The following is a 25,161-nucleotide window of genomic DNA, read 5'->3' as shown; positions in this document are numbered from 1 at the left end:
TGGGAGAAAGGGCCTATTCCGATTTATGAGAAAAGTAAGGGATTTGATGAGGGACTTCTAATAATTCCTAGGCAGGGATTCGACACGAAACTACGAATATTAACCTTTACCAAAATTTATGAATCATCGTGCCGAATTTTCGAGGAGAAAAACGGGGGAACCATACCGGGTGAATGAATCTTGCAAGAGAGGATTCTAGGGAACCTTCAACCGAACCCACAGCTAACTTCGTAGGCATCCGAAGGGAGAAGCAACTCGTGAAGAAAGTCATCTTATCCATGCTCAGCCTGTTCATGCTTCTGACGTTCAGCACCAGCGCGTTCGCGAATACGCCGGATCTCGACAGCGCGATCAAGAAAGTCATCGGCACGCCTTACAAGTACGGGGGCACGACGACGGCCGGCTTCGACTGCTCCGGCTTCATCCGTCACATTTTCAACCAGTTCGACGTCAAGCTGCCCCGCACGTCCAAGTCGCAGGCTCAGATCGGCTCGAAGGTGGACAAGGACGACCTTCGTCCCGGCGATCTCGTGTTCTTCAATACGAGCGGCCGCGGCATCTCGCATGCCGGCATTTACGTCGGCGACGGCAAGTTCGCCCACTCCTCCAACAAGGGCGTGCGCTACACGAAGCTGAGCGAATCCTACTACGCCAAGCGGTACGTCACCGCCCGCCGCGTCGTGACCGGAGAGGACTACAGCAAGTTGATCGGCGAGGATGACGGCGAGGACGTCGCCGGCGAGGAATAAGAATCACAGGCGAGGTCCCGGCAGCCAGGCTGCCGGGGCTTTTTGCGACTTCGGGCAGGCGGTGGCGGCGTTCATCCGGCTCCCTGGCTGCTGAGTGGAAGCGGGGCTTGATGCTCCATGCCACAGAAATAGAAAAAGCGCCGAAGCGGCCTGCCTAGGCGGGCTCGTTGTTTTCGGCCAGAAGGAGGCTGCGATCATGAAGCTGCAAGGCATCAATCATCTGCTGTTCAGCGTCTCGTCGCTGGAGCGGTCGATCTCGTTTTATCGGGAGGCGCTCGGCGCGAGGCTGCTCGTGCGCGGGCGGACGACCGCCTATTTCGATCTCGACGGACTGTGGCTGGCTCTGAACGAAGAAAAGGGTCTTCCGCGCGAGGAGATCCGGCTGTCGTACACCCATATGGCCTTCTCTGTGAACGAGGAGGACTTCGACGAGGCGTTGTCCCGGCTGCGGCGCATCGGCGCGGATATCCTGCCGGGGCGGGAGCGGGACGAGCGGGACCGGCGTTCGGTCTACTTCGCCGACCCGGACGGACACAAGTTCGAATTCCATACCGGCACGCTGGCCGACCGGATGGCCTATTATCGCGAGACCAAGCCGCATATGGAGTTTTTCGACTAGCGGCAGGAGATTTTGCTTGGACGAGGACTTTAACGAAACATAGAGACGCGATTGGGCCTCTATGGGCGTCTCATCCATTCGAACGAAACGGACAAGCGCCATTCAGCCGCTGGAGCGGGATAATCGGGCGTTCAGCACCCGAGAACGCGCTGGAAGGAGAGCCCAAACGTACAAGGGGCTGCTCCCATCATCCGTGAAGCGGATCATGGGAGCAGCCCTTTGTCATACCTTTAAGCGTGAAGCAGGTCGGTTCCATTTTCACAACACGCCTGCACGTGGGGAGGTTCTGCTCTTCTCCTACATGAAGCGTTTCCGCATGCGGAGCGTTTCCGTTCCCCCTTCTACAATCAGCGCCCCCGCATCCGGCTCGACGAGCGCACGATCAGCTCCGCCGGCAGGATGAGCGTGCGCGGGCCGCTGCCGTCGCCGTTCTCGATCCGGTCGACGAGCCGCTCCAGGCCGAGCGCGCCGAACTGATAGGCCGGCTGCGCCGCCACCGTCAGGAACGGGCTCAGCACGCTGGCGAAGCCGAGGTCGTCGAAGCAGACGACCGACAGATCGTCCGGCACCGCCAGGCCGCGCTCGCGCAGCGACTGGATGACGCCGAGGGCGAGGAAGTTGTTGGCGGCGAAGATCGCCGTCGGCGGGGAGGCCAGCGCGAGCAGCGGATCGAGATCGCTCGGATTGAAGCCGTCCGAATAGTCGAGATGGCGGACGAGCGCCTCGTCGTACGGGAGGTCGTTCAGCTTGAGCGCGTCGCGGTAGCCGGCATGGCGCTCGCGTGCGGTCGAGACGTCCTCGGAGCCGTTCACGAGCGCGATGCGCTCATGGCCGAGCGCGATCAGATGCTCGACGAGCCGGCGCGCGCCGTCGCGGCTCTCGCCGAGGATGCGGTCCGCCTGGATGCCGGGCACGTCCCGGTCGAGCAGCACGTAAGGAATGCGGTGCTGCTCCAGCAGCCGCAGATGCGGGGCGGATCCGTCTCCCGCCGGGGCGAACAGCACGCCGTCGACCCGCGTGGACAGGATCATGTCCACGTAGTCCTTTTCCTTGCCGTAATCCTCGTCGCTGTTGCCGAGCAGCAGCCGGTAGCCGAGCCGTTTGGCCGTATCCTCCGCTCCCCGCGCCAGCGTCGTATAGAACGGGTTGGTGATGTCCGCGATGAGCAGGGAGAGGATGTTCGTTTTCTGCAGGACGAGGCTGCGGGCGTTGGAGTTCGGCACGTACTGCAGCTCCTCCATCACCTGCCGCACCCGCTTTCTCGTCGCTTCGCCGACACGGCCCGTCTCGTTGATGACCCGTGATACGGTCATGGCGGAGACGCCGGCCGCGCGGGCGATGTCGTAGATGGTGACCATGAAGCTCCTCCGTTTCCAAAGACCAGGCTGCCCTCATTGTAGCGAATGCGGTCTATTGACAGCAAGCATGAAGTCGCTTACATTTGAGTTACCGATAACTCAAATAGGGAAGGCATGGCGGGCCGACCTGCGTCGTCCGCCATGCGCTAGGAGGAGGCGAGGACATGGAGCATGCGTTCGAAGCGGGAGCGGACGCGATCGTCATGGATGTCCGCGATCATGTCGCGACCGCGCTGCGGGATGCGGCGGCCGGAGAGACGATCCGGTACAAGGCCGGCGGGCGAGAGGGGAGCGTCGTCCTGACGGAGCCGGTCGCGTTCGGCCACAAGATCGCGATCTCGGCGGTGAGCGCGGGCGGAGAGGTGCGCAAGTACGGCGAGGTGATCGGCCGCGCCGTCGTCCCGATCGAGCCGGGATGCCATGTGCACGTGCACAACATCGAGGGCATCCGCGGGCGCGGCGACCAGGCCGCCTCGGGCAGACCGGGAGGAGGAGAAGCATGAGCGAAGCAGGCGAGGGAGCGCAAGCGGCAAAGACAGCAGGCGAGGCACAGGCAGGAGCAGCGCCGGCGGGAGAGCAGTCAGCCTCGACGATCCTGGCGTACGAGCGGGCGAACGGCGATATCGGCATCCGCAATCATCTGCTTATCATCCCGACCGTCATCTGCTCGAATCAAGTGTGCAGCCGCATCGCGCAGCTCGTGCCGGGGGCGGTCGCCGTGCCGCATCCGCACGGCTGCAGCCAGATCGGCGCGGACAAGGACCGCACGTTCGCCGTGCTGGCGGGGACGGGGGCCAACCCGAACGTCGGCGCGGTGCTCATCGTCAGCCTCGGCTGCGAGGTCGTCGACCCGCAGCAGCTGGCCGATGCGATCCGCGTTACCGGTAAACCTGTCGAATGGTTCGACATCCAGAGCGTCGGCGGATCGGTGAAGGCGATCGAGCACGGCGCGAAGCTGGCGCGGCAGCTGCAGTCGGACCTCATGCGCCAGCCGCAGGTGCCGGTGCCGCTGTCCAAGCTGAAGGTCGGCGTCAAATGCGGCGGCTCGGACGCGACCTCGGGGCTCGCGTCCAACCCGGCTCTAGGCGCCGCAGCCGATGCGCTCGTCCGGGCAGGCGGCACGGTCGTCATCGGCGAGACGACGGAAATCATCGGCGCCGAGCATGTGCTCGCCGAGCGCTGTCCGGACCCGGCGGTCCGGGAGCGGCTGTACGCGATCGTCGGCCGCTTCGAGCGCGAGGTGGAGCGGATGGGCGCCGACATGCGCGGCGGCAATCCGAGCCCGGGCAACATCGCCGGCGGACTGTCGACGATCGAGGAGAAATCGCTCGGCTGCATCAGCAAATGCGGCACGTCCCCGATTCTCGGCGTGACCGAGTATGCCGAGCGGCTGCCGGAGGGCGGGCTCTATTTCATGGACTCTCCCGGCAACGACATCGAATGCGTCTCCGGCATGGCGGCGGCGGGCGCGCATATCGTCTGCTTCACGACCGGCCGCGGCACGCCGACGGGCGCGGCCGTCGTCCCGGTCGTCAAGATTACCGGCAACGATAGGACGTTCTCGCTCATGGAGGACAATATGGACGTCGACGTCAGCCCGATGCTGGACGGGTCGCTCGACGTGGAGGCGGCCGGCGAGAGGATCTGGCAGGAGATCGTCGAGGTCGCGGCAGGAAAGCTCACGAAGGCGGAGATACTCGGGCATCAGGAATTTTCCATCAACCGCATCGGCCCGAGCCTGTAAAGGAGGAGCTATGAACGCCATCGACTATCTGGAGCTCGACTACAAGCCCAAGCTCCCGCAAGACCGCTCTGCCGGCATCGCCATCATCGGAGCCGGCGAAATCGTCGGCTCCTGCCATCTGCCCGCCTACCGCCAAGGCGGCTTGAACGTCGTCGGCATCTACGATCTCGAGGAGGAGCGAGCCGCCGCGCTCGCTGCCGCCTTCGGCCTGCCCCGCGTGTATCGCTCGCTCGAGGCGCTGCTCGCCGATCCCGCCGTGCGCGTCGTCGACATCGCCGTGCCCGCCAAGGCGCAGCCGGCGATCGCGCTGCAGGCGGCCCGCGCCGGCAAGCACATGCTCTGCCAGAAGCCGCTCGCCGAAAGCTACCGCGAGGCGGCGGCCATCGAGCGGGCTTGCCGGGAGCATGGCGTGCGCGGCGCGGTCAACCAGCAGATGCGCTGGTCGCCCGGCATCCGCGCCAGCCATGCGATCCTGAGCCGAGGCTGGCTCGGAGAGCCGCTGCAGGCGACGATCTCGGTCGACGTCCGCCAGGATTTCGCCGCGTGGAGCTGGCTGCGGGAGATGCCGACGCTGGAGGTCATGTACCACAGCATCCATTACCTCGACAGCATCCGCTTCCTGTTCGGCACGCCGGACTCGATCTACGCCGACGGAGCCCGCTTCCCCGGCCAGCGCACTGTCGGCGAGACGCGCACGATGCTGTCGCTGCGCTATCCCGGCGAGCGGCGCGCGCTCATCCACGACAACCACAACCATATCGCCGGCGAGGAGGACTGGCACGCGACGTACCGGTTCGAGGGCACGGAGGGCATCGTCCAGGGCACGAACGGCTCGCTGTACGACTATCCGGTCGGACGGGAGGACACGCTTCGGTTCCACTCGCGGCTCCTCCATCCCGATTATTGGTTCGTTCCGACGCTGCACGGCAAATGGTTCCCCGACGCCTTCCTCGGCACGATGGGCGAGCTGCTGCGGGCGATCGAGGAGGACCGCGAGCCGGAGCATTCCGTGCGCGACAACCTCGAGACGATGCAGCTCGTCTTCGCGGCGTACCGCTCGATGAGCGAGGACCGACCGGTCGCGCTGCGCGAGATCGCGGCGGAGGAAGAGGAGGAGGCGGCATGCTGAAGGGAATCTCGCCGCTGCTCTCGCCGGAGCTGCTCGCCGCGCTGCGGGCGATGGGCCACGGCGACGAGCTCGTGCTCGCCGACGCCAACTTTCCGGCGGCGTCGACGGCCGCGCGGCTCATCCGGGCGGACGGCCACGGCATCCCGGAGCTGCTGGAGGCGATCCTGACGCTGCTGCCGGTGGACACGTACGTGCCGCAGCCGGCCGCCGTCATGGCGGCCGTACCCGGCGATCCGCCGGCGCCTGCTGTCTGGGAGCGGTACCGGGAGCTGCTGCGTCTCCATGAACGGCGCGAGGTCGGCATCGCCGAGCTGGAGCGGTTCGCCTTTTACGAGCGGGCGGGCCGGGCTTATGCCGTCGTCGCGACGAGCGAGCCGGCCCCGTACGGCAACCTCATCCTGACGAAAGGCGTGGTGCGGACGTGAACATCGACGCGCATCAGCATTATTGGAAGCTGTCGCGCGGCGACTACGGCTGGCTGACGCCGGAGCTGGGGCCGCTGTACCGCGACTATGGGCCGGATGAGCTGGCTCCGCTGCTCGCTCGGGAGGGCTTCTTCCGCTCGATCGTCGTGCAGGCCGCGCCGACGTTGGCCGAGACGGAATATCTGCTGGACCTGTGCGAAAGGGAGGCTACGCTCGCCGGCGCGGTCGGCTGGGTCGATCTGGAAGAGGAGCGCGTCGAGGAGACGCTGGATAGGCTCCTGGCATCGCCCTATCTGCTCGGCATCCGGCCGATGCTGCAGGATCTGGCCGACGACCGCTGGATCGAGCGTCCGCGCGTCATCCGCGGGCTGCGCGCCGCGAGCGAGCGCGGACTGACGCTCGACGTGCTCGTGCGGCCGCCGCAGATGGCGGCAGCCGCGCGAGCGCTGGAGCAGGTGCCCGAGCTGCGCGCCGTGCTCGACCACATCGGCAAGCCGGACATGGCGGCCGGAAGCCGTCGGCGCGTCTGGAGCGACGGCCTGCGCGAGCTGGCCGCGCGGCCGCGCACCGCCTGCAAGCTGTCCGGCCTCGTTACGGAAGCGGGCGCGGGCTGGAGCCCGGAGACGGTTCGGCCCCATGCGGAGGAAGCGTTGGAGCGGTTCGGTCCGGAGCGCGTCCTGTTCGGCAGCGACTGGCCGGTCTGCCTGCCGGCGGCGGAGTACGGCGAGGTCGCCGAGCTGGCGCGCACGCTGCTGCCGGCTTCGTGGAGCGAGGCGCAGCGGCGGGATGCGTTCGGCGGCAATGCGGCGCGCTGGTATGGCCTCGGCGTGGCGTCCGGCTGGCGGGGGCGGGCTTCACGCTAGGCTGCATGCGGGCAGGCGGGGTTCACTTGGGCTCATCCGGGCCTGCCGCCGCATGAGCGGGAACGCAAGGCCGCCGAGCGGGAAAAATGCGCTGGAGGCGCTATACAAGGAGGAAACGGACGATGAGACTGAAGGACAAGATCGCGCTCATAACCGGAGCGGGCTCGGGCATCGGGCGCTGCTCCGCCCTGCGCTTCGCCTCGGAGGGGGCGGCCGTCGTCGTCGCGGACATCAACGTGGAGGCGGCCGAAGAAACGGTCGCCCTGATCGCCGAGGCGGGCGGCCAGGCATCCGCCGTCGGCTGCGACGTCACCGATCCCGCCTCGGCGGAGGCGATGGCGCAGCAGACGCTCGCGCGGCACGGCCGCATCGACGTGCTCTTCAACAACGCGGGCATCAGCGGCGTCGGCGCGCTGCACGAGGTGGAGCCGGACGCCTGGGATCGCGTCATCAACGTGAACATCCGCGGCACATACCTGCCGAGCCGGGCGGCGCTGCCGTCGATGATGGAGCGGCGCGGCGGCGTCATCATCAACATGAGCTCGTGCATCGCCGAGATCGGCCTCGCCCGCCGGGCTTCCTACGCCGCGACCAAAGGCGCCATCCTTGCGCTTACCAAGTCGATGCAGGTCGACTACGCGCCGTACGGCATCCGCGTGAACGCGCTGCTGCCGGGCACGATCCTGACGCCGTTCGTGGAGAAGTATTTGCGCGAATCGTACGAGGACCTGGAGGAAGGCTTGGCCGGCATCCGCAGCCGCCAGCTGAGCGGCGATCTCGGCCGGCCGGAGGACGTCGCCGAGGGCGCGCTGTTCCTCGCCTCCGACGAGTCGAAGTTCATGATGGGCTCGCCGCTTTATTTGGACGGGGGCGTCGTATTCGGCAAGAACGCCTAGACGGCGAGCGAAGGCAAGAGAAAGCAAGCGAAGCAAGCGAAAGGGGAATCGGCCATCATGAAGCTGCTGACATTTCACAGGGAAGGACGGCTGGCGCTCGGCATGCGTACGGAGCAGGGAGTGCTGGACGTGACGGCTGCTGCCGCGACAAGAGGCGAGGGGCGGCAGGTGCCGATGACGATCGGGGCCGCGATCGAGGGCGGAGACGAAGCGCGGCGGACGCTGGAGGCGCTGGCTGCCCAGGCGGACGGCGACGCGGAGCTGTGGCTGGACGAGGACGCGCTGCAGCTCGGACCGTGCGTGACGGCTCCGGGCAAGATCATCTGCGTGGGCCTCAACTACCGCAAGCATGCGGAGGAGACGAACGCGGCGATCCCGGCCTATCCGATCCTGTTCAACAAGTTCAACAATACGCTGGCTGCCCACGGCGAGGACATCCCGCTGCCGCGCGTCAGCTCGGAGGTCGACTACGAGGCGGAGCTCGTCGTCGTCATCGGCCGCACCGCCAAGAACGTCGGGCGCGAGCAGGCTCTGGACCATGTGTACGGGTATTGCTGCGTCAACGACCTGTCGGCCCGCGACCTGCAGATGCGCACGCCGCAGTGGCTGCTCGGCAAGACCTGCGACAAGTTCAGCCCGCTCGGCCCGTACCTGGTCACGGCCGACGAGGTCGGCGACCCGAACGCGCTGGCGATCTCGGCCGTCGTGAACGGAGAGACGCGCCAGTCGTCGAGCACGTCGGACATGATCTTCCGCTGCGACGAGATCGTCAGCTACATCTCGCGGCATATGACGCTGTCGCCGGGCGACATCATCCTCACCGGCACGCCGGAGGGCGTCGTGCTCGGCCTGCCTCCGGAGCGGCGGGTGTACCTGCAGCCGGGCGATGTCGTGGAGATTGCGATCGAGAAGCTCGGCACGCTGCGCAACCGGATGACGGCGGAGTAGGGAGCCGGCTTTTCGTCCGTCGGCCACGCCGGCTCCACTCCTTTCCAGGCAAAAGCCAAAGGCACCGGTACGGGGTGCCTTTGGCTTTTTTCGATCGTTCCGTCAACGCCAGAACGTGATACGCTCGCTGGGCAAGCGCACCGATTCATGGCCCTCCTCTTTCGCCTTCCCGATGGAGAGGATCATGACCGGCACGTACCGTTCGGCATCCAGGTCGAACGCGCCAACGACCTGATCGCGTTCAAAGCCTGCCATCGGGTTGGTGTCGTAGCCGTGGGCTCGCGCGACCAGCATCAGCTGCATGGCGAACAGGCTTGCATCGATCTTGGCGATTTCGATCTTTTGTTCCTGGGAGAGATGAGGAAACATGCTCTGGATTTGAGAGACTTGCTTGTCGCGCACTTCCTTGGGCATTTTGCCTTGTTCCACAGCCGCATCGTAAATCTCTTCCACGTATCGTTCGCTCTGGGTATCGCCCAAGATAACGAGCATCGCCGCAGAGGTATCATTTTGCCGCGTGTTGAACTGGACCAGAGGACGAAGCTTCTGCTTTCCTTCCGGGGAAGCTACGACGATAACGCGCCAGGGCTGTATATTGGCGGAAGAAGGAGCCAAGCTGGCTTCTTGAATGATCTCGCGCAGCTCTTCCTGCGCAATTTTGACCTCTTCCTCATACCATCGTACGGACCGGCGGCCGGAAATAATGTCGACGAAGTCGTTGTTTCGAATTTGCTCCAGCATGGAATCTCTCCTTTGGATCGACCAGTGGTTTTGACATCCTCGATGTCTCTGGTTATCCTAGGATGAACGATGAACCTTTGTTTATAGCAAGCGATTATTTTGATGGGAAGTAGGGATGGCGCGATGAAAGCGAATGAAGTGTCCCGGTTGACGGGGCTGCCCATATCCACCCTGAGATTCTACGAACGCAACGAGTTGATTCCGGAGCCGTTCATCTCGAGAGATGAGCATAATTACCGCGTGTATCGCGAGGACGTGGTGGCTTATTTGCAGGATTTGAAAATGCTGCTTGCCTTGGGGTTTACGATCAAGGAATTGTCCTTGCTTATCAGCGAAAGCTCCACCGAAGAAAAGGAAGAGCTGGTCAGGGATAAGATCATCCATATTCAGAAAATGGAAAAACAAATGAAAGCTTCGAAAGCTTTGCTGAGAGAGGTGTTGGAGGGCAAGGCGAACTTCCAGACCTTTTGCCGTTAGAAATCCAAACGCCCCCTGATCCAAGGATCGGGGGGCGTTTTATTGATGCGCGGCATTGCGCGCAAAACGAAGCTATGGTATCATCAAAAAACCAGTCGCTACTTTTTCTATTTTAGGTCATAGATAATGCATCTTACCTTTAATTCAATATTACCATGGGATGCGGCTGGATGTCAAATGCCTTTTTCAGAGGAAAACGGGAGGAGTCGGTACGGAATATGCGGAACGAGCGCGACTGGAACGAGGAGCGGGCATGGCTGGAACGAGTAGCCGATAAGCTGCGGGAGAGGATCGCCGAGCTGGAGCCGGAGGTTGCCGGCCTGCATGGGCAAGCGGGAGACCTCCGCAGGCGCTTTTGGGAAGAAGTGACGGTCAACACGGCCACGGACGAGGACTTCGAGGAAACGTTCTACAGCATCCGGCAGCAGGAGGCGCTGCTCTCGGAACGGGAGCGCAGCCACCGCCTGCGGCTGCAGCAATGGAAAAGCATGACCCGGCTGCTGCCCTCTCCGTACTTCGGACGCATCGACTTCCGCGAGCAAGGCCTGAGCGCCGCCGAGCCGGTCTATATCGGCGTCTCCTCCTTCGTCGACGCGAAAGGAATGGACTTCCTCGTCTACGACTGGCGCACGCCGATCGCGAGCCTGTACTACGACCATTCTCCCGGCCCCGCGGCCTACGACACGCCGGACGGGACGGTACCGGGCGTCATGGAGCTGAAGCGCCAGTATCAGATCCGCCAAGGCCGGCTGCTGAACGTATTCGACACGAGCCTGACGATCGGCGACGAGCTGCTGCAGCAGGCGCTCGGACAGGGCGCGGACTCGCAGATGAAGAGCATCGTCGCGACGATCCAGAAGGAGCAGAACGCCATCATCCGCGACGACACGAGCCGCATGCTCCTCGTGCAGGGGGCGGCAGGCAGCGGCAAGACGTCCGCGGCCCTTCAGCGGGTGGCCTATCTGCTCTACAAAAACCGGGATCGGCTGAAGGCGGACCAGATCGTCCTGTTTTCGCCCAACCCGATGTTCAACAGCTACGTCTCGACCGTGCTTCCCGAGCTCGGCGAAGAGAACATGCAGCAGACGACGTTCCAGGAATACCTGGAGCATGGCCTCGGCTCGATGCTGCATCTCGAGGATCCGTTCGATGCCATCGAATATGTCCTGAAGGAAGCCGGCTCGCGCGAGCATGAGGCGCGGGTGGCAGGCATCCGGTACAAGGCGTCGGGAGCGTTCCTGCAGGCGCTGCGTCATTATGCCGACGGACTGGGTCAGGCCGGCATGCGCTTCAGCGGCATCCGGTTCAGGGAGCGCGAGCTCATTTCGGCCAGCCGGATGACGGAGCGGTTTTACGGATATGATCCTTCGATCCGCTTGGCCAATCGCGTCGCCATGCTCCAAGAATGGCTGCTCAAGGAGCTGGCCGTGCTGGAGCGCAAAGAGCGCGGCGCGCGCTGGGTGAGCGAGGAGCTCGACTATCTCGACAACGACCGCTACGACGCCGTACACCGGGAGCTGCATAAGGAAAGGGGCGTGTTCGACTTCGCCGAGCAGTACGAGCGCATCCAGGAGATCGTGCAGAACAAGCGGCGCCGGGACGAAGGAGATTTCGACTATGCGGAGAGGGAAGAGGAGCTGCTGGCCGGCGCCATCGTCCAAGAGCAGTTCGAGCCGCTGAGGCGAAGCGTGAAGCGGATGCAGTTCGTCGACAAGGTCGACCTGTACGCGCAGCTGTTCGCTTCGGAGGAGGCTTATGCGGCTCTAGCCGGGCAGGAGGACGTGCCGGAGCTTTGGCCGGACATCTGCAGCCAGACTCGGGAGAAGCTGGCGCGAGGGGAGCTGTTCAGCGAGGATGCGACGCCGTTCCTTTATTTGAGGGAGCTGGTGGAGGGCATGCGGACGAATACGCAAGTGCGGCATGTGTTCGTCGATGAGGGCCAGGATTACTCGATGGTTCAATATGAATACTTGCGCAAGCTGTTTCCCCGCGCCCGCATGACCGTGCTGGGCGACTTCGGCCAGGCGATCTTCACCCAAGCGACGGAACTCGACGGCGAGGACTCTCCGCTGATGCGGCTGTACGGCGAGCCGGACACGAGGCTGATCCGCCTCGTCCGCAGCTATCGGTCCACGCGCGAGATCGTCGAATTCACCAAAGCGCTGCTGCCGAGCGCGAGGGAGATCGTGCCCTTCGCCCGGAGCGGACACAAGCCGCTGCTGATCCAGGCGGCCGACAGCCGGAGCCTGGCGGCTCGCATGGCCGAGGATATTGCCGCGCTGCAAGCGGATGGCTTCGCCTCGATCGCCGTCATCACGAAGACCGCTGCCGAAAGCCGCGAGGCGCATGAGCTCCTGACCGCGCAGGGCTGCCCGCCGCTGCGGCTCGTGACCAAGGAGACGCCGACGTTCGAGAACGGAACGCAGGTCATCCCGGCCTATCTGGCCAAAGGCGTCGAGTTCGACGCCGTGCTGATCTACGACGCTTCCTCGCGGACCTATCATCGGGAAAGCGAGCGAAAGCTGTTCTATACGGCGTGCACGCGCGCCATGCACCGCCTGCAGCTGTATGCGGCAGGAGAAGGGACGCCGTTCCTGCAAGGCGTCGAGCCGTCTTTGTATGAGAGGGAAGACTTGAGTTGACTACGAATCAAGAGGGGCAGAATCGATGTTTCCTTCGTCGCTCTTGTCGAGCTTGTACAGCATCGTGTCGAACCGGTCGCTTCCTTCCGCGTTCATCGAATACTCGCCCACGGTCACTTCCCACAAGGATTCCTGCTCGGCTATGGAGAGGATGGACGGGTAGAAATTCCGCTCGTGCTTTACGTGCATGAACGTGAAGAGCCGCTCGATCGCCTTTTTGTCAGCCGCAGGAACATCGATCTCGTACAGGTTTGCCGGAGCCCGGAGGGGAAAGGACGAATTGACGGCATCTTCCTCGTAAAACACCTCTACTTTCGTTCCGATTCTCAGCCGGGTGATTCCTTTCCGGAGCAGGACGATCGGATTCTCCTCGCTGTTCGCGGCGACAAGGACGGTTTGTTTGTTCTCCTTGTCGTACTTGTAGATGTAGCCGATGAAATCAGGCTCTCGCAGCGAGCAGCTGCTTGCCAGCAGCAAGGAAAGCACGAACAGAAGGACAACGAGCTTTTTCATGCAGGCGTGACCTCCTCTAAAATAAGACAAAGCGGTAGACAAATAGTACCACCTTTTGGAAGTCTATGACATGTCCAAGTTGCAAGAAAAAAGCCGCTCACAGGAGCGGCTTTTGCTTCAGCTTTGGAGAAACGGGGGTTTTGCTGCGGTACCATGCCATGAATTCCAGCACGATGTCGACCAAGGCATAGACGAGGAGAACGTTCACGAGCAGTCCGTTCAGGCGGGGCCAGACCGACACCATCGTATTGAAGCCTTCGCCGTCGGAAGGCAGGGGGCTCGCGGCGGCCAGGTCCTGAATGAACGTCGGATTCCAGAGGGCGTCGTCGGCAAGCATGAGGCATGCCAGCGTCGTGATGAGGATCGTCATCGCGATATGGAAGCCGAGCAGCCGGCCCGATCTTCGCTGCGCGATCAGCCGCACGCTGTCCTTGAGGATGGCGATCGCGGCCAGCCCGCACAGAAGCGGCGCATAATGGCCGAGCACATCGCGATCAAAGAAAGGAACGCTCGTGGCGGTGCCGTCGTGGATTCTCCATGCGCCGATCAGATCGGGCGAGAAGAGGGCGAACATGATGGCGGCGACGGTAAAGAAGATGCCGAACACCGGTCCGCTCTTCTTGAACTTCTGGTCAGCCTCAGGAATGGTCGGCAGCTCGGAAGGCTTCCATGCCTTCTTCGCGGTCCCGCTCCCGGCCGTTCTGCTCCGTTGGCTGCGCTCGATGCAGACGAAGATCAAGGTGACCCAGAGAAAGCCTTGAGCTATGCTCGAGACGAGCGAGGCGAGGAAGGACAGGGCGCTGTCCAGCGTGCCGGAATCAGACTGGAACGACTCGATAGCCAGGGAAGCGGCCAAGCCGAGGGCGATCGCGGCCATCACGATCTTGAGCGTCGTCCAGTAGGCATCGATCAGCGCCGGTCCGATCAAATAACGCTCGTACCCGCGATACTTCGCGGCCAGCTCGCTCGGATGGCCCAGCTCCAGCAGCACGCTCTCCGCGTCTTCGCCGGTCGGCGGTCCATCCGGCCTGCGCTCCTCCAGCATGTCTTCGATCAAGCTTTGCAGTTCCCGCTTGATGTCCTTTCTTTGCGCCTCAGGCAGACGCACCGTCACCGCATGAATATAACGATCAACGATCTCCATGCCGATCTCCCCCTTCGGATTCATTCATCATGTCTTGCATGCTGGCTACCAGCTTACGCCACTCCTGCTTCAGCTCCGCGAATACTTGCTTCCCGAGCTCGCTGAGCAGGTAGTACTTGCGAGGGCGGGATTCGTTCGTATCCCAGCGGCTCTCCAGCAGCTCCTGCTTCTCGAGCCTTCGCAGCAGCGGGTACAAGGTGCCCGGCTCGACCGCGATTCCCTTTTCCTCCAATAACGACACCAGCGAGTAGCCATACTGCGGCTCGGCCAGCTGGCTGAGCACGCCCATGACGACCGTGCCTCGGCGCAGCTCGCTGAGCAGGCCCGCTACCGTTTCATTCCCATCTGCCATATCATCAGCTCCTGGAAATGATTATAGTGTATGTCGCACACTATTGTAAATAGGATACTGATAAGTTCTGCACAATGATTGGCTAAACATCCGGAGCCTAGGGACTGGCGCGCTCGGGCAGCGGAGCGTCTTGGGCAAAAAAAAGCAGCGCCTTGCTCCGCTGAAGCCTCATCTTGGCCTTGAGCAGGGTAGGTCGCACAACTATTGTGAATAGGCTGCTATTAAAATCATCTACAACAAAGAAACAGGACATCCTCGAGGATGTCCTGTTTCAAACGGGGAGGAGAGAACGCTGCTTCCGGTGCGGGTCGATCCAGCCGGATGTCAGTAATCGAGACGGTCCGTAATGTAGCCGGATACGTGCCAGGTGTTGGTGCTGCTGTAAAACTTGAAATAGCTGCCGACCGGCTGGCTCAAGCCGTATACCGTGCCGGGAATGGCGGAGGCGACCTTCACATTATTCTTGTAAATATCAAATTTGCCAAAGATCTGATCCGCTGTGGTCGAACCAAGACTGACAAGGCGGAACTCGAACCGGTCCGGCCCGACCTCGGATATCGCGTTGAAAAAAGCCTGGTTTCCCGATGCCAGCGGGTTTTCCGTCCAGCTTGCAATCGCATTGCCGCTTGTTGCAGTAAGCATATTTCCTGTCGTTCCATCCAGGACATACAAGGGCTTTTGCGAAAAAATGCCGTGGACATACGTCGATGGAGCGGCCGAGCTGCTGATGGTAATGCCCATAAGAAAGATGGAGAAGAGCAGAACCATGGAATAAACCATACGTTTTTTCATCATTTCACTCCTTTTTCTGATTGTATCTTCCCTGACGATGTAGGTTATGTAAAATCGGCCTCATTATGACTGGAAATGGAAGAGGCCTGTCTGGCATAAGGGCGTTCGCTATCATTGACATATATACCCCCATGGGGTATATTGGGGGAGAAGAAAACACCCACTATCCGCTCGGAATCGAGCATGAAGGAGATGCTGTTCATGAAAACGGAAACGCTGCAAGTGAAAGGCATGTCGTGCGGCCATTGCGTGAATTCGGTCGAGTCCGCGGTCAAGGAAGCCGGCGGCGCGGCCAAGGTCGATCTGTCCGCGGGCAAGGTGACGGTCGAATATGACGAGGCGAAGCTCTCGCTCCAATCCATCAAGGAAGCGATCGAGGAGCAGGGCTACGACGTCGTTTGATGGCGACGGTCCTGATCGTCGATGATGAGCCGCTCATCCGGGAGGCGCTAGCCTCCTATCTGCGGCGCGAAGGATACGAGACCTCCGAGGCCGCGAGCGGCGCGGAGGCTCTTCGTCATGTCCGCGAGGGGCAGATCGATCTCGTCGTGCTCGATTTGATGCTGCCGGACGGCAGCGGCGAGGACGTATGCCGGGACATCCGCCGCTTCAGTCCGGTGCCCGTGCTGATGCTGACGGCCAAGTCTTCGCGCGAAAGCCGGCTGCAGGGACTGGCTCTCGGCGCGGACGACTATGTCCTCAAGCCGTTCGATCCGCTTGAGATCGTCGCCCGCATCCGCGCGATTCTGAGGCGAGCCGATCCGGGAGCGCTGCTGGCGGAGCGGCTCAGCTTCCGAGGCGGGCTGCTGGAGCTCGATACGGTGTCGGGCGAGGCGCGATGCGCCGGAAGGACGGTAGCGTTGACGCCGGCGGAGCAGCGGCTGCTGCAGACGCTTGCCCGGCGTCCGTCGCGCGTGTACGCCCGCGAGGAGCTGGCGGAGCTTGCGCTCGGGCCGAATTACGAGGGAGACGCCCGCACGATCGACCAGCATGTCAAGAATATCCGCCAGAAGCTGGAGCTGCCGGCGGGCGAGCCGCCGTTCATCGAGACGGTATACGGCCGCGGCTATCGCTTCGGAGGTGCGCCGTGACCGGCGGCCGGGAAGCCGGCGGGAAGAAGGGAGGGCGGAGCCGCTCGCGGCTGTTCCGCCAAGACGGCCTGCATGGCCGGCTGACGCTGCTGCTGCTCGCCTTCGCGGCGCTCGTGCTGCTGCTGTTCGCAGGCACGGTGCTGGCCGGGCTGCATGTGCATGTGGGCATGTACGAGCGGGAGATGCAGCTTGCGCCTCATGCGGCGGAGCCGTCGCTGAGCGGCCATCTGGAGCGGGCGATCGCCGAGTCGGTCCTTTGGACGCTGCTCGGCTCGGTGCTGATCGCCGCCGGGATCGCGTATTTCGCCGCGGGAAGGCTGGCGCGTCCGCTCGTGCGGATGAAGGAGGCCGCCGCCGACATGGAGCGGGGCGCATATTCCGCGCGCGTCCATGCGGAAGGACCGGCCGAGCTGGCGGAGCTGGCCGCTTCGATGAACGGTCTGGCCGCCCGGCTGCAGCAGCAGGAGCAGCTGCGGCGCCGCATGAGCGAGAACATCGCGCATGAGCTGCGCACGCCGCTCGCCACGCTCGGCGCCGCCCTCCGCGCGATGGAGGACGGCGTCTGGGAGGCGACGCCGGAGCGGCTGGCCGCCAGCTGCGCGGAAGTGCGGCGCTTGAGCCGTCTGGTCGAAGAGCTGGAGAAGCTGAATGATTACGGACGGCCGGAGTTCCGTCTGGAACCGTCGCTTCATGCCGCTGGCCGTCTGCTTGCAGAAGCCGCGGCCGGCTTCGAGGCCCGCTGCGCGGCAGCCGGCATTCAGCTGCGGCTGGAGCCCGTCCCGGAGGGCTGGACGATCATAGCGGATGCGGTGCGAGTCGGGCAGATCCTGCACAATCTGCTCGACAATGCGGTCAAGCATACGCCGCCCGGCGGCGGCGTCGTGCTGCGGGCTGCCCGCGGCAAGCGCATGCTCGCGCTGATCGTCGAGGATGAAGGCTGCGGCATTCCCGAGGAGGACCTGCCGCATGTGTTCGAGCGCTTCTATCGCGCGAGGCAGCCCGCGAGTCCGTTCGCGTTCCCGCAGGGCGCAGGCTCGGGCAGCGGCCTCGGCCTCGCGATCGCGCGCCAGCTCGCCGAGGCGCATGGCGGCTCGCTGCGCGCGGAGCGCTCCTCTGCCGGCGGGGCCAGGATGACGCTGGAGCTGCCGCTGCCGGAGCGTCCCGCGGTCCGGTCGCTCGGCTGATTCGGACGGCGCCGCTGACGGTTCCCATGCTCCTGACGGGGCCAGTCCGTCCGGAAGCGCTGCGCCGCTGAACCGGCCCGTCAGCGGCATGGCCGGCCGTGCGTCAGGAGACGAATTGCTTTTATCCTCCCGTCGGGAAGGTTGCTTTCCGCTCGTCAGGCCGGATCTTCCGCTCCCTTCTCAATGCCGCCATAATGATCGAGCCAGTCCGTTAGCCGCCGACGGACGAGGCCAATGAGCTCGGGCGGGCCTTGCACGCTCGCGTCCAGGCCAAGTCCGGCGAGCAAGCCGGCCATATAGTCCAGCTCGCTCGCCGCCACATGCCCTTGCAGCTGCCCGCCGCCGTCCGGGCTCCGCCGAATCAGCGGTGCGAGGTGCCGCTCCGCCTGGCAGCGGATGACGCCTTGCTCGCTAAGCCTCGCTTCTACGAGAAGCGAGGCTTTTGGCGTTCGCCTCCTGGCCTCCCAATTGCCCAGATGCACGTCCCGGAGTTCCGCCGCGTCATCCGGCCGCTCCGCCGCTTCGGCGGACAGGATCCGATCGCAGCGGAACAGCCGGTATCCGCCCCTCAGGAAGCAATAGGCCGGGCAATACCAGAACCCCCGGTCGGCATAAATGCCCACGGGTTGGATGAGCCGCTCGGTTCCGCGTTCCTCGGACGTGTACGTGATGAGCAGCGTTTCCTGGCCGACCGCCGCCTCCAGCAGGCGCGGCAGCAGCGGAGCCTCAGCCAGCCGCTCGGGGATGACGAGGTCGAACCGGTCCTTCATCCGATCGATGCGCTCGCGGACTTCGCCGGGGAGACAGAGATAGAACTTGCCGAGGGCGGAAGCGGCCGCTTCCTCGAACGGAAGGGAGGCATAATGCCGGAGCGCGTGGCTTGCGAAAAAGAGGGCCGTCGCTTCTTCCAGCGTGAACGCGATCGCCGGCAGCATCCGTTCCCGGACGACCTGGTAGCCGCCATGCGGTCCCGCCTCCGAATAGAGGGGCACGCCGATCTCGCCCAGCTCCTGCAGGTCCCTCAAGATCGTGCGCTTCGAGACGCCGAACTGCTGCGCGAGCTCCCCCGCCGTAAATTTGCGCCTGCGGTTCACCGTCATCATCAGCTCTACGAGACGCTGAGCCTTGTTCATGCCGGATTCCTCCTTTTTCCCAATGATGACAGAATCTGACACCATTATCCGGTACGATAGGGTTCAAGTCCAGCGGATCGATCCCGCATTCGCCGCTGAGACGTGAAGGGAGATGGATTCGATGACGATGACCTGGACCCCGTTCCTATATGTGGACGGACAGGCGGAAGAAGCGATCGAGTTTTATGGAAAGGCGCTGGGAGCGAAGCTGGTGTTCAAGCAGACCTACGGGGAGGCTCCGGACGGCTCCGGCAAGGAATTGCCGGCCGAGCGGCAGCGGCTTGTCGCCCATTCGGTGCTCCAGGCAGGCGAGTCGACGCTGTTCGTCGCCGACGTCGAGCCGGGCATGGCGGCGTCGCACGGCAGCAAGGTTTCGCTTTGCGTCGAGACGTCCGACGCGGAGCAAGCCCGCATCTTGTTCGACCTGCTGGCGGACGGCGGGCAGGTGGCGCTGCCCCTTCAGCCGGTCCATTTCAGCCCTGCCTACGGCATCGTGACGGACCGGTTCGGCGTGCAGATGCTCGTCTCCGCCCGCAGGCCGCAAGCTTGAGGGTGCCCAACATGTCGCGATTACGCACCCCCGATGTCCGATTCCGCTAGTCCCGGCGCATGAGGCCGTGTGCTACAGTAGGAGCAGGGACGCGAAGTCCGAGACTATCCAATCGGGAGGAACACCGACATGACCCAAACGCTCCGAATCGGCATCATCGGCTGCGGCGGCATCGCGAACGGCAAGCATCTGCCTGCGCTCAGCCAGAACAAGCACGTCGTGCTCGCCGCTTTTTGCGATATCGAGGTGGACAAAGCCCGCGACGCTGCGGAGAAATACGGCATCGAGGGGGCCGGCGTCTATGCCGACTACCGCGAGCTGCTGAAGGACGGAAGCCTCGACGTCATCCACGTCTGCACGCCGAACGATTCCCATGCGTCGATCTCGATCGCCTCGCTCGAGGCGGGCAAGCATGTCATGTGCGAAAAGCCGATGGCCAAGACGGCGGCGGAAGCCCGCGCGATGCTGGACGCCGCGAAGCGCACCGGCAAGAAGCTGACGATCGGCTACAACAACCGCTTCCGCGGCGATAGCCAGCATCTCAAGAAAGTGTGCGAGGCGGGCGAGCTCGGCGACATCTACTATGCCCGCGCCCACGCGATCCGCCGCCGCGCGGTGCCGACCTGGGGCGTCTTCCTCGACGAGGAGAAGCAAGGCGGAGGACCGCTCATCGACATCGGCACGCATGCGCTCGACCTGACGCTGTGGATGATGGACAATTACAAGCCGGTGTCCGTGACGGGCTCGGTGTACCACAAGCTCGGCTCCAAGGAGAACGCCGCCAACGCCTGGGGACCTTGGGATCCGGCGAAGTTCACGGTCGAGGACTCCGCGATGGGCTTCATCAAGATGGAGAACGGCGCGACGATCACGCTCGAGGCGAGCTGGGCGCTCAACACGCTGGACATCGACGAGGCCAAATGCTCGCTCAGCGGCACGGAGGGCGGAGCCGACATGAAGGGCGGCCTGCGCATCAACGGCGAGGAGAACAGCCGCCTGTTCGTCAAGGAGATCGACCTGAACGCCGGCGGCGTCGCGTTCTACAGCGGCAGCAGCGCGCGCGACATCGACGTCGAGTGCGCGGCCTGGATCGACGCGATCCTGCAGGACAAAGACCCGGTCGTGCTGCCGGAGCAGGCGCTCGTCGTCACCGAGATTCTCGAGGCGATCTACGAGTCGGCCCGTACGGGGAAGACGGTGTATCTGAATCAGAACCAGGATCAGCCCGCATCGGTCTGATCCACGGCTTAACGCATGCTTCGCGGCCGTTTCCGCCATCCCCGGCGGGACGGCTTTTTTCGCTTCAATAAAAAAGCGAAGCGCTTTGAGACGCCAAGGCTTGACTTGGAGTGGGCTCCAGGCGGTAGACTCTGGTTAGGCATGACACGATAAAAGCCAAGGGAGCGCTGCAAAAAAATGGACTACGTCAAGCTGGGGAAGACCGGATTGGACGTCTCGCGGATTTGCCTGGGCTGCATGGGCTTCGGCGACGCGTCGCGCTGGGTGCATCCGTGGGTGCTGGACGAGGAGCGGAGCCGGGAAGTGATCCGTCAGGCGCTGGAGCTCGGCATCAATTTCTTTGATACGGCGAACGTCTACTCGGCCGGCACGAGCGAGGAATACCTCGGGCGCGCGCTGCGGGACTACGCGAACCGGGATGAGGTCGTCATCGCGACGAAGGTTCATTTCCGCATGCACGAAGGTCCGAACGGGGCGGGCCTCTCCCGCAAGGCGATCCTGAGCGAGATCGACAAGAGCCTGAGCCGGCTCGGAACGGATTACGTGGACTTGTACCAGATCCACCGCTGGGACTACGACACGCCGATCGAGGAGACGATGGAGGCTCTGCATGACGTCGTCAAGGCAGGCAAGGCGCGGTACATCGGCGCTTCCGCCATGTTCGCCTGGCAGTTCCAGAAGGCGCTGCATGTGGCCGATAAGCGCGGATGGACGAAGTTCGTCACGATGCAGAACCATTACAACCTCATCTATCGCGAGGAAGAGCGCGAGATGCTCCCGCTCTGCCGGGAGGAGGGCATCGGCGTCATCCCCTACAGCCCGCTCGCGGGAGGACGGCTGACGCGCGACTGGAGCGAGACGACGCACCGCTCGGAGACGGACCAGGTGCAGAAGTCGAAATACGACCGCATGGCCGATGCCGATCGGCTCATCGTCGAGCGGCTCGCGGCCATCGCCGAGCAGCGGGGTGTTCCTCGCGCCCAGGTCGCTCTCGCCTGGCTGCTGCAGCAGTCGCCGGTATCCGCTCCGATCGTCGGCGCGACGAAGGCCGCCCATCTCGAAGCGGCCATGGCCGCGCTGTCGGTCCAGCTGACGCCGCAAGAGGCTGCGGCGCTTGAAGAGCCGTACGTCCCGCATCCGGTCGTCGGTCCGCAGTGATGCCGATGACCATATCGGAAGTCAGCGAGCGGTTCGGGCTGTCGCAGGATACGCTCCGCTATTACGAACGCATCGGACTCATTCCTCCGGTGGGCCGGAACGCCAGCGGGATTCGCGATTATGGGGAAGAAGACTTGAAATGGATCGACTTCGTCAAGTGCATGCGGCAGAAAGCCGGCCTGCCGGTGGAGATGCTGATCGAGTATCTGGCGCTGTTCCAGCAGGGAGACGGCACGCTGGATGCGCGCAAGGCGCTGCTCGTCGAGCAGCGCGCCCGACTGGCGGACAAGATCGACGACATGACGAGCACGCTCCGGCGCCTCGACGACAAGATCGCCCGCTACGAGCAGACGATCGGAGGCAAGGAGCAGGCGCTGCGAGCGCCGTAGGCCGGCAAGCGGCCGCCGGCATCGGCGAGCGGCTGGACAGCCTTCTTCGGCAAGTCTCTGGCATCCGTTTGCTTCCGGCACGCTCAAAGAACGCATAAAAAGCAGCTCGCGCGAAAACCCCCTCCCTTCGGATCGCTTCCGAAGGGAGGGGGTTTTTGGCATGCGTATGTTGGCCCGGACTAGAGCGAGGACAATCCCAGCAGGGCGCCTCCGACCAGCAAGGCGATGCCGGATAGCTTGTAAGCCCCTATTTCGCCTTCCTCAGGCTCGGGATCGCTCCGGCGAAACCAGTCGAGGGAGAGCCAGTAGAAGGCTGCTCCCACCCGCTCGAAGCGCAGCAGAGCCCAGCCAAGAACGAGCAGCAGCACGGCGAGTGCGAACTGGATCGGCTGGCCGCGCCTTTCCTGGAAATCCGGATAGGCTGCCGCCAGTACGCCCGCAGGATGGAACCGGTCTGCGGGCGTGCCGCCGCCGGCGGGAGCTCCGTTCGAATAGGCCGCCGCGCCGGCATAGAACTCTCCTTTGGCGTCATAGGCCAGCAGAAGGCCTTGCGCAAGCTCGACCCAGAACATCTCGCCTCCGGGATAGGCGATTCGGAACACCGCGTCGGCCATGGCAGGCGGCTTGCCCGCCTTGTCGACCTGCTCCTCGATCCGGAACTGATAGCCGCCAGCCGTCACGACCCTCTCCGTGTCCGAGCCGGCCGCGATGACCGCTCCGGCCTCGCGGCTGGTCACCGGCGCGTACCGCCTCGTCTCGCCTACCGCCGACTCCAGCTTGTAGCGGATGCCGTCCAGCTCGAAGACGCGGGTCGAGAAGTACATCGCCGCCTGCACGCAGACGGCCAGCAGCAGCGCTGCCAGGATTCCGTCGCGGAGCCACGCTTTCCATCTATTCGGCCGGCTGTCCTCCGGCTGCTCCGGCTCGTACTCATCCCGCCATTTCATCGTCACGGCTCTGGCTCCTTCCGGCTGCCTAGCTCTTGAGCGGAGGCGTCGGCTGGAACACCATCGTGATCGGCAGGTAACTGCCGGAAGCGATCAAGTACTTGAGCTCGACTGTCTCCGTGCTGTCGCCGGAGCGGTGCAGCACGGCCGCCTCGCTGGAGTTCTTGAGCTGCTCGTTGTTCGTCACCGGCACGATCTGCCCGTTCACGATGAACGCTCCCGCATACAGGCCGCCGCGCGGATTGAGATAGATGACCGTGCGCGGAGCCAGCGTGACCGTCATCTTGTACAGCACGCCGAAATTGCCTCGGTTCAGCTGCAGCGAGCCGTCGGAGTTGTCGTAGCCGTCCAGGTACGGATCGAGCTTGTTGTCGCCGAGCACGACGCGCTCCGCCTTGCCTCCTTCGCCGAGCACGCCGTCGATGTGGATGTCGCGCGTCGTGTTGTTGAACGAGCCGCGCGTATGGTTGCCGTCGGCCGGCAGCAGCGAGAGCTGGTCGAGCGCGGCGATCGGCTCGCGGCCGTCCTGCACGACGATGACGCGGAAGCGCAGCGTGCGGTCGGCGGTGACGTCCGCGTAGGCGGAGTACACCATGCCCGGCTTGATCGCGCTTTGCGAGATTTCATTCAAGACCAGCTTCGTCTCGCCCGGCTTGATGTCCGAGTACGTCTCCGGACCATTCGCGTTGATTGCCGTCAGATAGCGGATCGTCGACAGCTTGCCGGTACGGATCTCGGACGGGTCGGGACCGCCGGTGCCGATCGCGCCGACGCCGAAGCGCGCCGTCTGGTAGCCCTCGTTGGTGACGGCCAGGTACATGCGCACGTTGCCGGACATGCTGTTCTTGTTGTGGAACAGCAGCCGCACCTTGCCGTCGAACTGGTCGTCGAAGACGATGCCTTCCTTGGTCCAGGTCTCCGGGCTGTTGCTGCGGATCATCTTGGACGGCTCGGAGTCGAAGTCGTAGCTGAGCGTCGGAATCGCCGACACCTGATCGCCGTCGACGCGGATCTTCTCGCCCGGCTGGGCGAACAGGAGGCCGAATTCCTCCGCCGTGTAAAGCACCTCATCCGTAACCGAGATCGTCTTGCTGACGGTCGAGGTCAGTCCCTGCGCATCGGTGACGGTCAGCGTGACCGTATGGTCTCCGGCCGAGAAGAAGGCGTCCTGCTTGCCCGTCCATTTCGTCTTGGCGGGATTGATGGAGCTGTTGTCGTCGGAGCTCAGATCCGTGTACGAGATTTTCTCGCCTTGACGGTAAGACGTCTTGTCGGTCGTGAAGTCGGCCACCGGCGGCTGGTTGACCCCGATCACCTGCACCGTGACGCTGAACGGCTCGCTCCAGGTCCCGTTCGCATCCTGAACGCGCCGCGTCACCGTATACGTCCCAGCCTCGGCGAAGACGTCCTGGCGCCCCGTCCATTCTTCATTCAGCAGCGGCGCCCCGGAAGGAGAGGCGTACTGGTCGATATAGGTCACCGGAGCGCCGGCGTAGAGGACGGCGGGCTGCACCTGGAATCCGGCAGTCGGAGCCTGCTGCTCCGTCCACCGGAGCAGGATCTGCTTGCCGCTGAAGCTGATGCCGCTGCCGCTGATCTTGGCCCAGGTGCGGATCGGGATCATGAGCGAGCCTTTTTCGGAGTAGCTCGCCGCCTCGCCGGTCCATTTGGTGCCGTCGACCCAGATATCCTTCGTGTTCATCCGGAACCGGATCTCGCCGCTCGGCGTCTTGGCGATCGATTCCTTGGTCTTGGCGTCGTAGGACGTCTTGTAGCCGTACAGCTGGGCGAGCGTGCTGAACGCGACGTAGCTGACGCTGTTCTTGATCGTCAGCGGCTGCACCGCCGTGATCGCCGCGCCGTCCTTGTCCATCTGCTTGCTGCCTTTGGTCAGCGTGATCGTGTTGATTCCGGCCTCGGCGCTGGCTTGACCGGCGGCTCCGTAGAGCGGCGCGGCGGCCAGGCTGAGCAGGGCCAAGCTTTTTAACCATTTCATGAACGTGAACGACTCCTTTTCGCGCATCCTGCATGCAGTGTGATTCCCCGTAAGACTCCCGTAACTAAGAACGCGCCCCGGC

At 63.7% G+C, this 25,161-nt stretch carries 27 protein-coding genes and 1 riboswitch; of the genes, 18 read left to right on the top strand and 9 right to left on the bottom strand.

Annotated elements, in window-relative coordinates; all coding sequences use genetic code 11:
• Positions 1-119: 119 nt before the first annotated feature.
• Positions 120-253: riboswitch (cyclic di-AMP (ydaO/yuaA leader) on the top strand.
• Positions 254-257: 4 nt separating this feature from the next.
• On the top strand, positions 258-749 hold the full coding sequence (locus tag HGI30_RS14710) for a C40 family peptidase (RefSeq protein WP_168908242.1): 492 nt from the start codon (positions 258-260) through the stop codon (positions 747-749).
• 196 nt (positions 750-945) lie between these two features.
• Positions 946-1,368: a metallothiol transferase FosB gene (gene fosB, locus HGI30_RS14705; protein WP_168908241.1), complete on the top strand. Its 423-nt coding sequence runs from the start codon at positions 946-948 to the stop codon at positions 1,366-1,368.
• A gap of 347 nt (positions 1,369-1,715) precedes the next feature.
• Here fosB and HGI30_RS14700 read toward each other — a convergent pair whose 3' ends face one another.
• Positions 1,716-2,726, bottom strand: coding sequence for a LacI family DNA-binding transcriptional regulator (locus tag HGI30_RS14700; protein WP_168908240.1), 1,011 nt, complete (start codon positions 2,724-2,726; stop codon positions 1,716-1,718).
• 164 nt (positions 2,727-2,890) lie between these two features.
• On the opposite strand from HGI30_RS14700, the gene HGI30_RS14695 reads away from it, so the two are divergent.
• From HGI30_RS14695 to HGI30_RS14665, 7 genes are all read left to right on the top strand, one after another.
• A complete protein-coding gene (locus tag HGI30_RS14695; protein WP_168908239.1) occupies positions 2,891-3,229 on the top strand; it encodes a UxaA family hydrolase in 339 nt (112 codons plus the stop codon).
• A complete protein-coding gene (locus tag HGI30_RS14690; protein WP_168908238.1) occupies positions 3,226-4,470 on the top strand; it encodes a UxaA family hydrolase in 1,245 nt (414 codons plus the stop codon). Before HGI30_RS14695 ends, HGI30_RS14690 begins: the two co-directional genes overlap by 4 nt.
• Before the next feature lie 10 nt (positions 4,471-4,480).
• Entirely contained in the window at positions 4,481-5,599 is a 1,119-nt protein-coding gene (locus tag HGI30_RS14685; RefSeq protein ID WP_235680138.1) for a Gfo/Idh/MocA family protein, read from the top strand.
• The gene (fucU, locus tag HGI30_RS14680; protein ID WP_168908237.1) at positions 5,593-6,024 is read left to right on the top strand and encodes an L-fucose mutarotase; all 432 of its coding nucleotides are present in this window, start codon (positions 5,593-5,595) and stop codon (positions 6,022-6,024) included. Before HGI30_RS14685 ends, fucU begins: the two co-directional genes overlap by 7 nt.
• The gene (locus HGI30_RS14675) at positions 6,021-6,887 is read left to right on the top strand and encodes an amidohydrolase family protein (protein ID WP_206109927.1); all 867 of its coding nucleotides are present in this window, start codon (positions 6,021-6,023) and stop codon (positions 6,885-6,887) included. The genes fucU and HGI30_RS14675 overlap by 4 nt, the downstream gene beginning before the upstream one ends.
• Positions 6,888-7,009: 122 nt before the next feature.
• Positions 7,010-7,783, top strand: a complete 774-nt coding sequence (locus tag HGI30_RS14670) for an SDR family NAD(P)-dependent oxidoreductase (protein WP_168908236.1) — start codon at positions 7,010-7,012, stop codon at positions 7,781-7,783.
• 57 nt (positions 7,784-7,840) lie between these two features.
• Complete coding sequence (locus HGI30_RS14665; RefSeq protein ID WP_168908235.1) at positions 7,841-8,731, top strand: fumarylacetoacetate hydrolase family protein; 891 nt, start codon at positions 7,841-7,843, stop codon at positions 8,729-8,731.
• Positions 8,732-8,833: 102 nt separating this feature from the next.
• Here the strand turns inward: HGI30_RS14665 and HGI30_RS14660 are convergent, their stop codons facing one another.
• Positions 8,834-9,472, bottom strand: coding sequence for a nitroreductase family protein (locus HGI30_RS14660; RefSeq protein ID WP_168908234.1), 639 nt, complete (start codon positions 9,470-9,472; stop codon positions 8,834-8,836).
• A 123-nt stretch (positions 9,473-9,595) separates the two neighbouring features.
• On the opposite strand from HGI30_RS14660, the gene HGI30_RS14655 reads away from it, so the two are divergent.
• Positions 9,596-9,949: a helix-turn-helix domain-containing protein gene (locus HGI30_RS14655; RefSeq protein ID WP_168908233.1), complete on the top strand. Its 354-nt coding sequence runs from the start codon at positions 9,596-9,598 to the stop codon at positions 9,947-9,949.
• A gap of 218 nt (positions 9,950-10,167) precedes the next feature.
• The gene (helD, locus tag HGI30_RS14650) at positions 10,168-12,591 is read left to right on the top strand and encodes an RNA polymerase recycling motor HelD (protein ID WP_168908232.1); all 2,424 of its coding nucleotides are present in this window, start codon (positions 10,168-10,170) and stop codon (positions 12,589-12,591) included.
• On the opposite strand, the gene HGI30_RS14645 is transcribed toward helD, so the two are convergent.
• From HGI30_RS14645 to HGI30_RS14630, 4 genes are all read right to left on the bottom strand, one after another.
• The gene (locus HGI30_RS14645; protein WP_168908231.1) at positions 12,592-13,104 is read right to left on the bottom strand and encodes a hypothetical protein; all 513 of its coding nucleotides are present in this window, start codon (positions 13,102-13,104) and stop codon (positions 12,592-12,594) included.
• A 97-nt stretch (positions 13,105-13,201) separates the two neighbouring features.
• On the bottom strand, positions 13,202-14,248 hold the full coding sequence (locus HGI30_RS14640; protein ID WP_168908230.1) for an HAAS signaling domain-containing protein: 1,047 nt from the start codon (positions 14,246-14,248) through the stop codon (positions 13,202-13,204).
• Positions 14,235-14,600, bottom strand: coding sequence for a PadR family transcriptional regulator (locus HGI30_RS14635; RefSeq protein WP_168908229.1), 366 nt, complete (start codon positions 14,598-14,600; stop codon positions 14,235-14,237). The genes HGI30_RS14640 and HGI30_RS14635 overlap by 14 nt, the downstream gene beginning before the upstream one ends.
• A 324-nt stretch (positions 14,601-14,924) precedes the next feature.
• Positions 14,925-15,395 (bottom strand): hypothetical protein, encoded by a 471-nt coding sequence (locus tag HGI30_RS14630; RefSeq protein WP_235680137.1) that lies wholly within the window; start codon positions 15,393-15,395, stop codon positions 14,925-14,927.
• 198 nt (positions 15,396-15,593) lie between these two features.
• On the opposite strand from HGI30_RS14630, the gene copZ reads away from it, so the two are divergent.
• From copZ to HGI30_RS14615, 3 genes are read left to right on the top strand one after another with little or no spacing between them, the layout of a single operon-like run.
• The gene (copZ, locus tag HGI30_RS14625) at positions 15,594-15,794 is read left to right on the top strand and encodes a copper chaperone CopZ (RefSeq protein ID WP_168908228.1); all 201 of its coding nucleotides are present in this window, start codon (positions 15,594-15,596) and stop codon (positions 15,792-15,794) included.
• Entirely contained in the window at positions 15,794-16,483 is a 690-nt protein-coding gene (locus tag HGI30_RS14620; protein ID WP_168908227.1) for a response regulator transcription factor, read from the top strand. The genes copZ and HGI30_RS14620 overlap by 1 nt, the downstream gene beginning before the upstream one ends.
• Complete coding sequence (locus HGI30_RS14615) at positions 16,480-17,667, top strand: HAMP domain-containing sensor histidine kinase (RefSeq protein ID WP_168908226.1); 1,188 nt, start codon at positions 16,480-16,482, stop codon at positions 17,665-17,667. The genes HGI30_RS14620 and HGI30_RS14615 overlap by 4 nt, the downstream gene beginning before the upstream one ends.
• 155 nt (positions 17,668-17,822) lie before the next feature.
• On the opposite strand, the gene HGI30_RS14610 is transcribed toward HGI30_RS14615, so the two are convergent.
• Positions 17,823-18,800 carry a helix-turn-helix transcriptional regulator gene (locus tag HGI30_RS14610; protein WP_168908225.1) on the bottom strand — a complete coding sequence of 326 codons (978 nt, stop codon included), beginning with the start codon at positions 18,798-18,800 and terminating at the stop codon, positions 17,823-17,825.
• Between the two features lie 121 nt (positions 18,801-18,921).
• Here HGI30_RS14610 and HGI30_RS14605 point away from each other — a divergent pair, with 121 nt between their 5' ends.
• The 4 genes from HGI30_RS14605 (at position 18,922) to HGI30_RS14590 (ending at position 22,136) form a co-directional block, all read left to right on the top strand.
• Positions 18,922-19,350, top strand: coding sequence for a VOC family protein (locus tag HGI30_RS14605; protein WP_168908224.1), 429 nt, complete (start codon positions 18,922-18,924; stop codon positions 19,348-19,350).
• Between the two features lie 129 nt (positions 19,351-19,479).
• Positions 19,480-20,589 carry a Gfo/Idh/MocA family protein gene (locus HGI30_RS14600; RefSeq protein ID WP_168908223.1) on the top strand — a complete coding sequence of 370 codons (1,110 nt, stop codon included), beginning with the start codon at positions 19,480-19,482 and terminating at the stop codon, positions 20,587-20,589.
• Positions 20,590-20,766: 177 nt separating this feature from the next.
• Positions 20,767-21,747, top strand: coding sequence for an aldo/keto reductase (locus HGI30_RS14595; RefSeq protein ID WP_168908222.1), 981 nt, complete (start codon positions 20,767-20,769; stop codon positions 21,745-21,747).
• A 5-nt stretch (positions 21,748-21,752) separates the two neighbouring features.
• Positions 21,753-22,136, top strand: a complete 384-nt coding sequence (locus HGI30_RS14590; RefSeq protein ID WP_168908221.1) for a MerR family transcriptional regulator — start codon at positions 21,753-21,755, stop codon at positions 22,134-22,136.
• Between the two features lie 179 nt (positions 22,137-22,315).
• Here the strand turns inward: HGI30_RS14590 and HGI30_RS14585 are convergent, their stop codons facing one another.
• Together HGI30_RS14585 and HGI30_RS14580 are read right to left on the bottom strand one after the other, a co-directional pair.
• Positions 22,316-23,089 (bottom strand): hypothetical protein, encoded by a 774-nt coding sequence (locus tag HGI30_RS14585; RefSeq protein ID WP_168908220.1) that lies wholly within the window; start codon positions 23,087-23,089, stop codon positions 22,316-22,318.
• Between the two features lie 22 nt (positions 23,090-23,111).
• Positions 23,112-25,079 carry a stalk domain-containing protein gene (locus HGI30_RS14580; protein WP_168908219.1) on the bottom strand — a complete coding sequence of 656 codons (1,968 nt, stop codon included), beginning with the start codon at positions 25,077-25,079 and terminating at the stop codon, positions 23,112-23,114.
• Positions 25,080-25,161 lie beyond the last annotated feature (82 nt).

Origin of the sequence: Paenibacillus albicereus (genome assembly GCF_012676905.1) — a bacterium.
GTDB lineage: Bacteria > Bacillota > Bacilli > Paenibacillales > Paenibacillaceae > Paenibacillus_O > Paenibacillus_O albicereus.
Note: the sequence above shows the minus strand (reverse complement) of the source record. Positions and strands in the feature narration are given on the sequence as shown.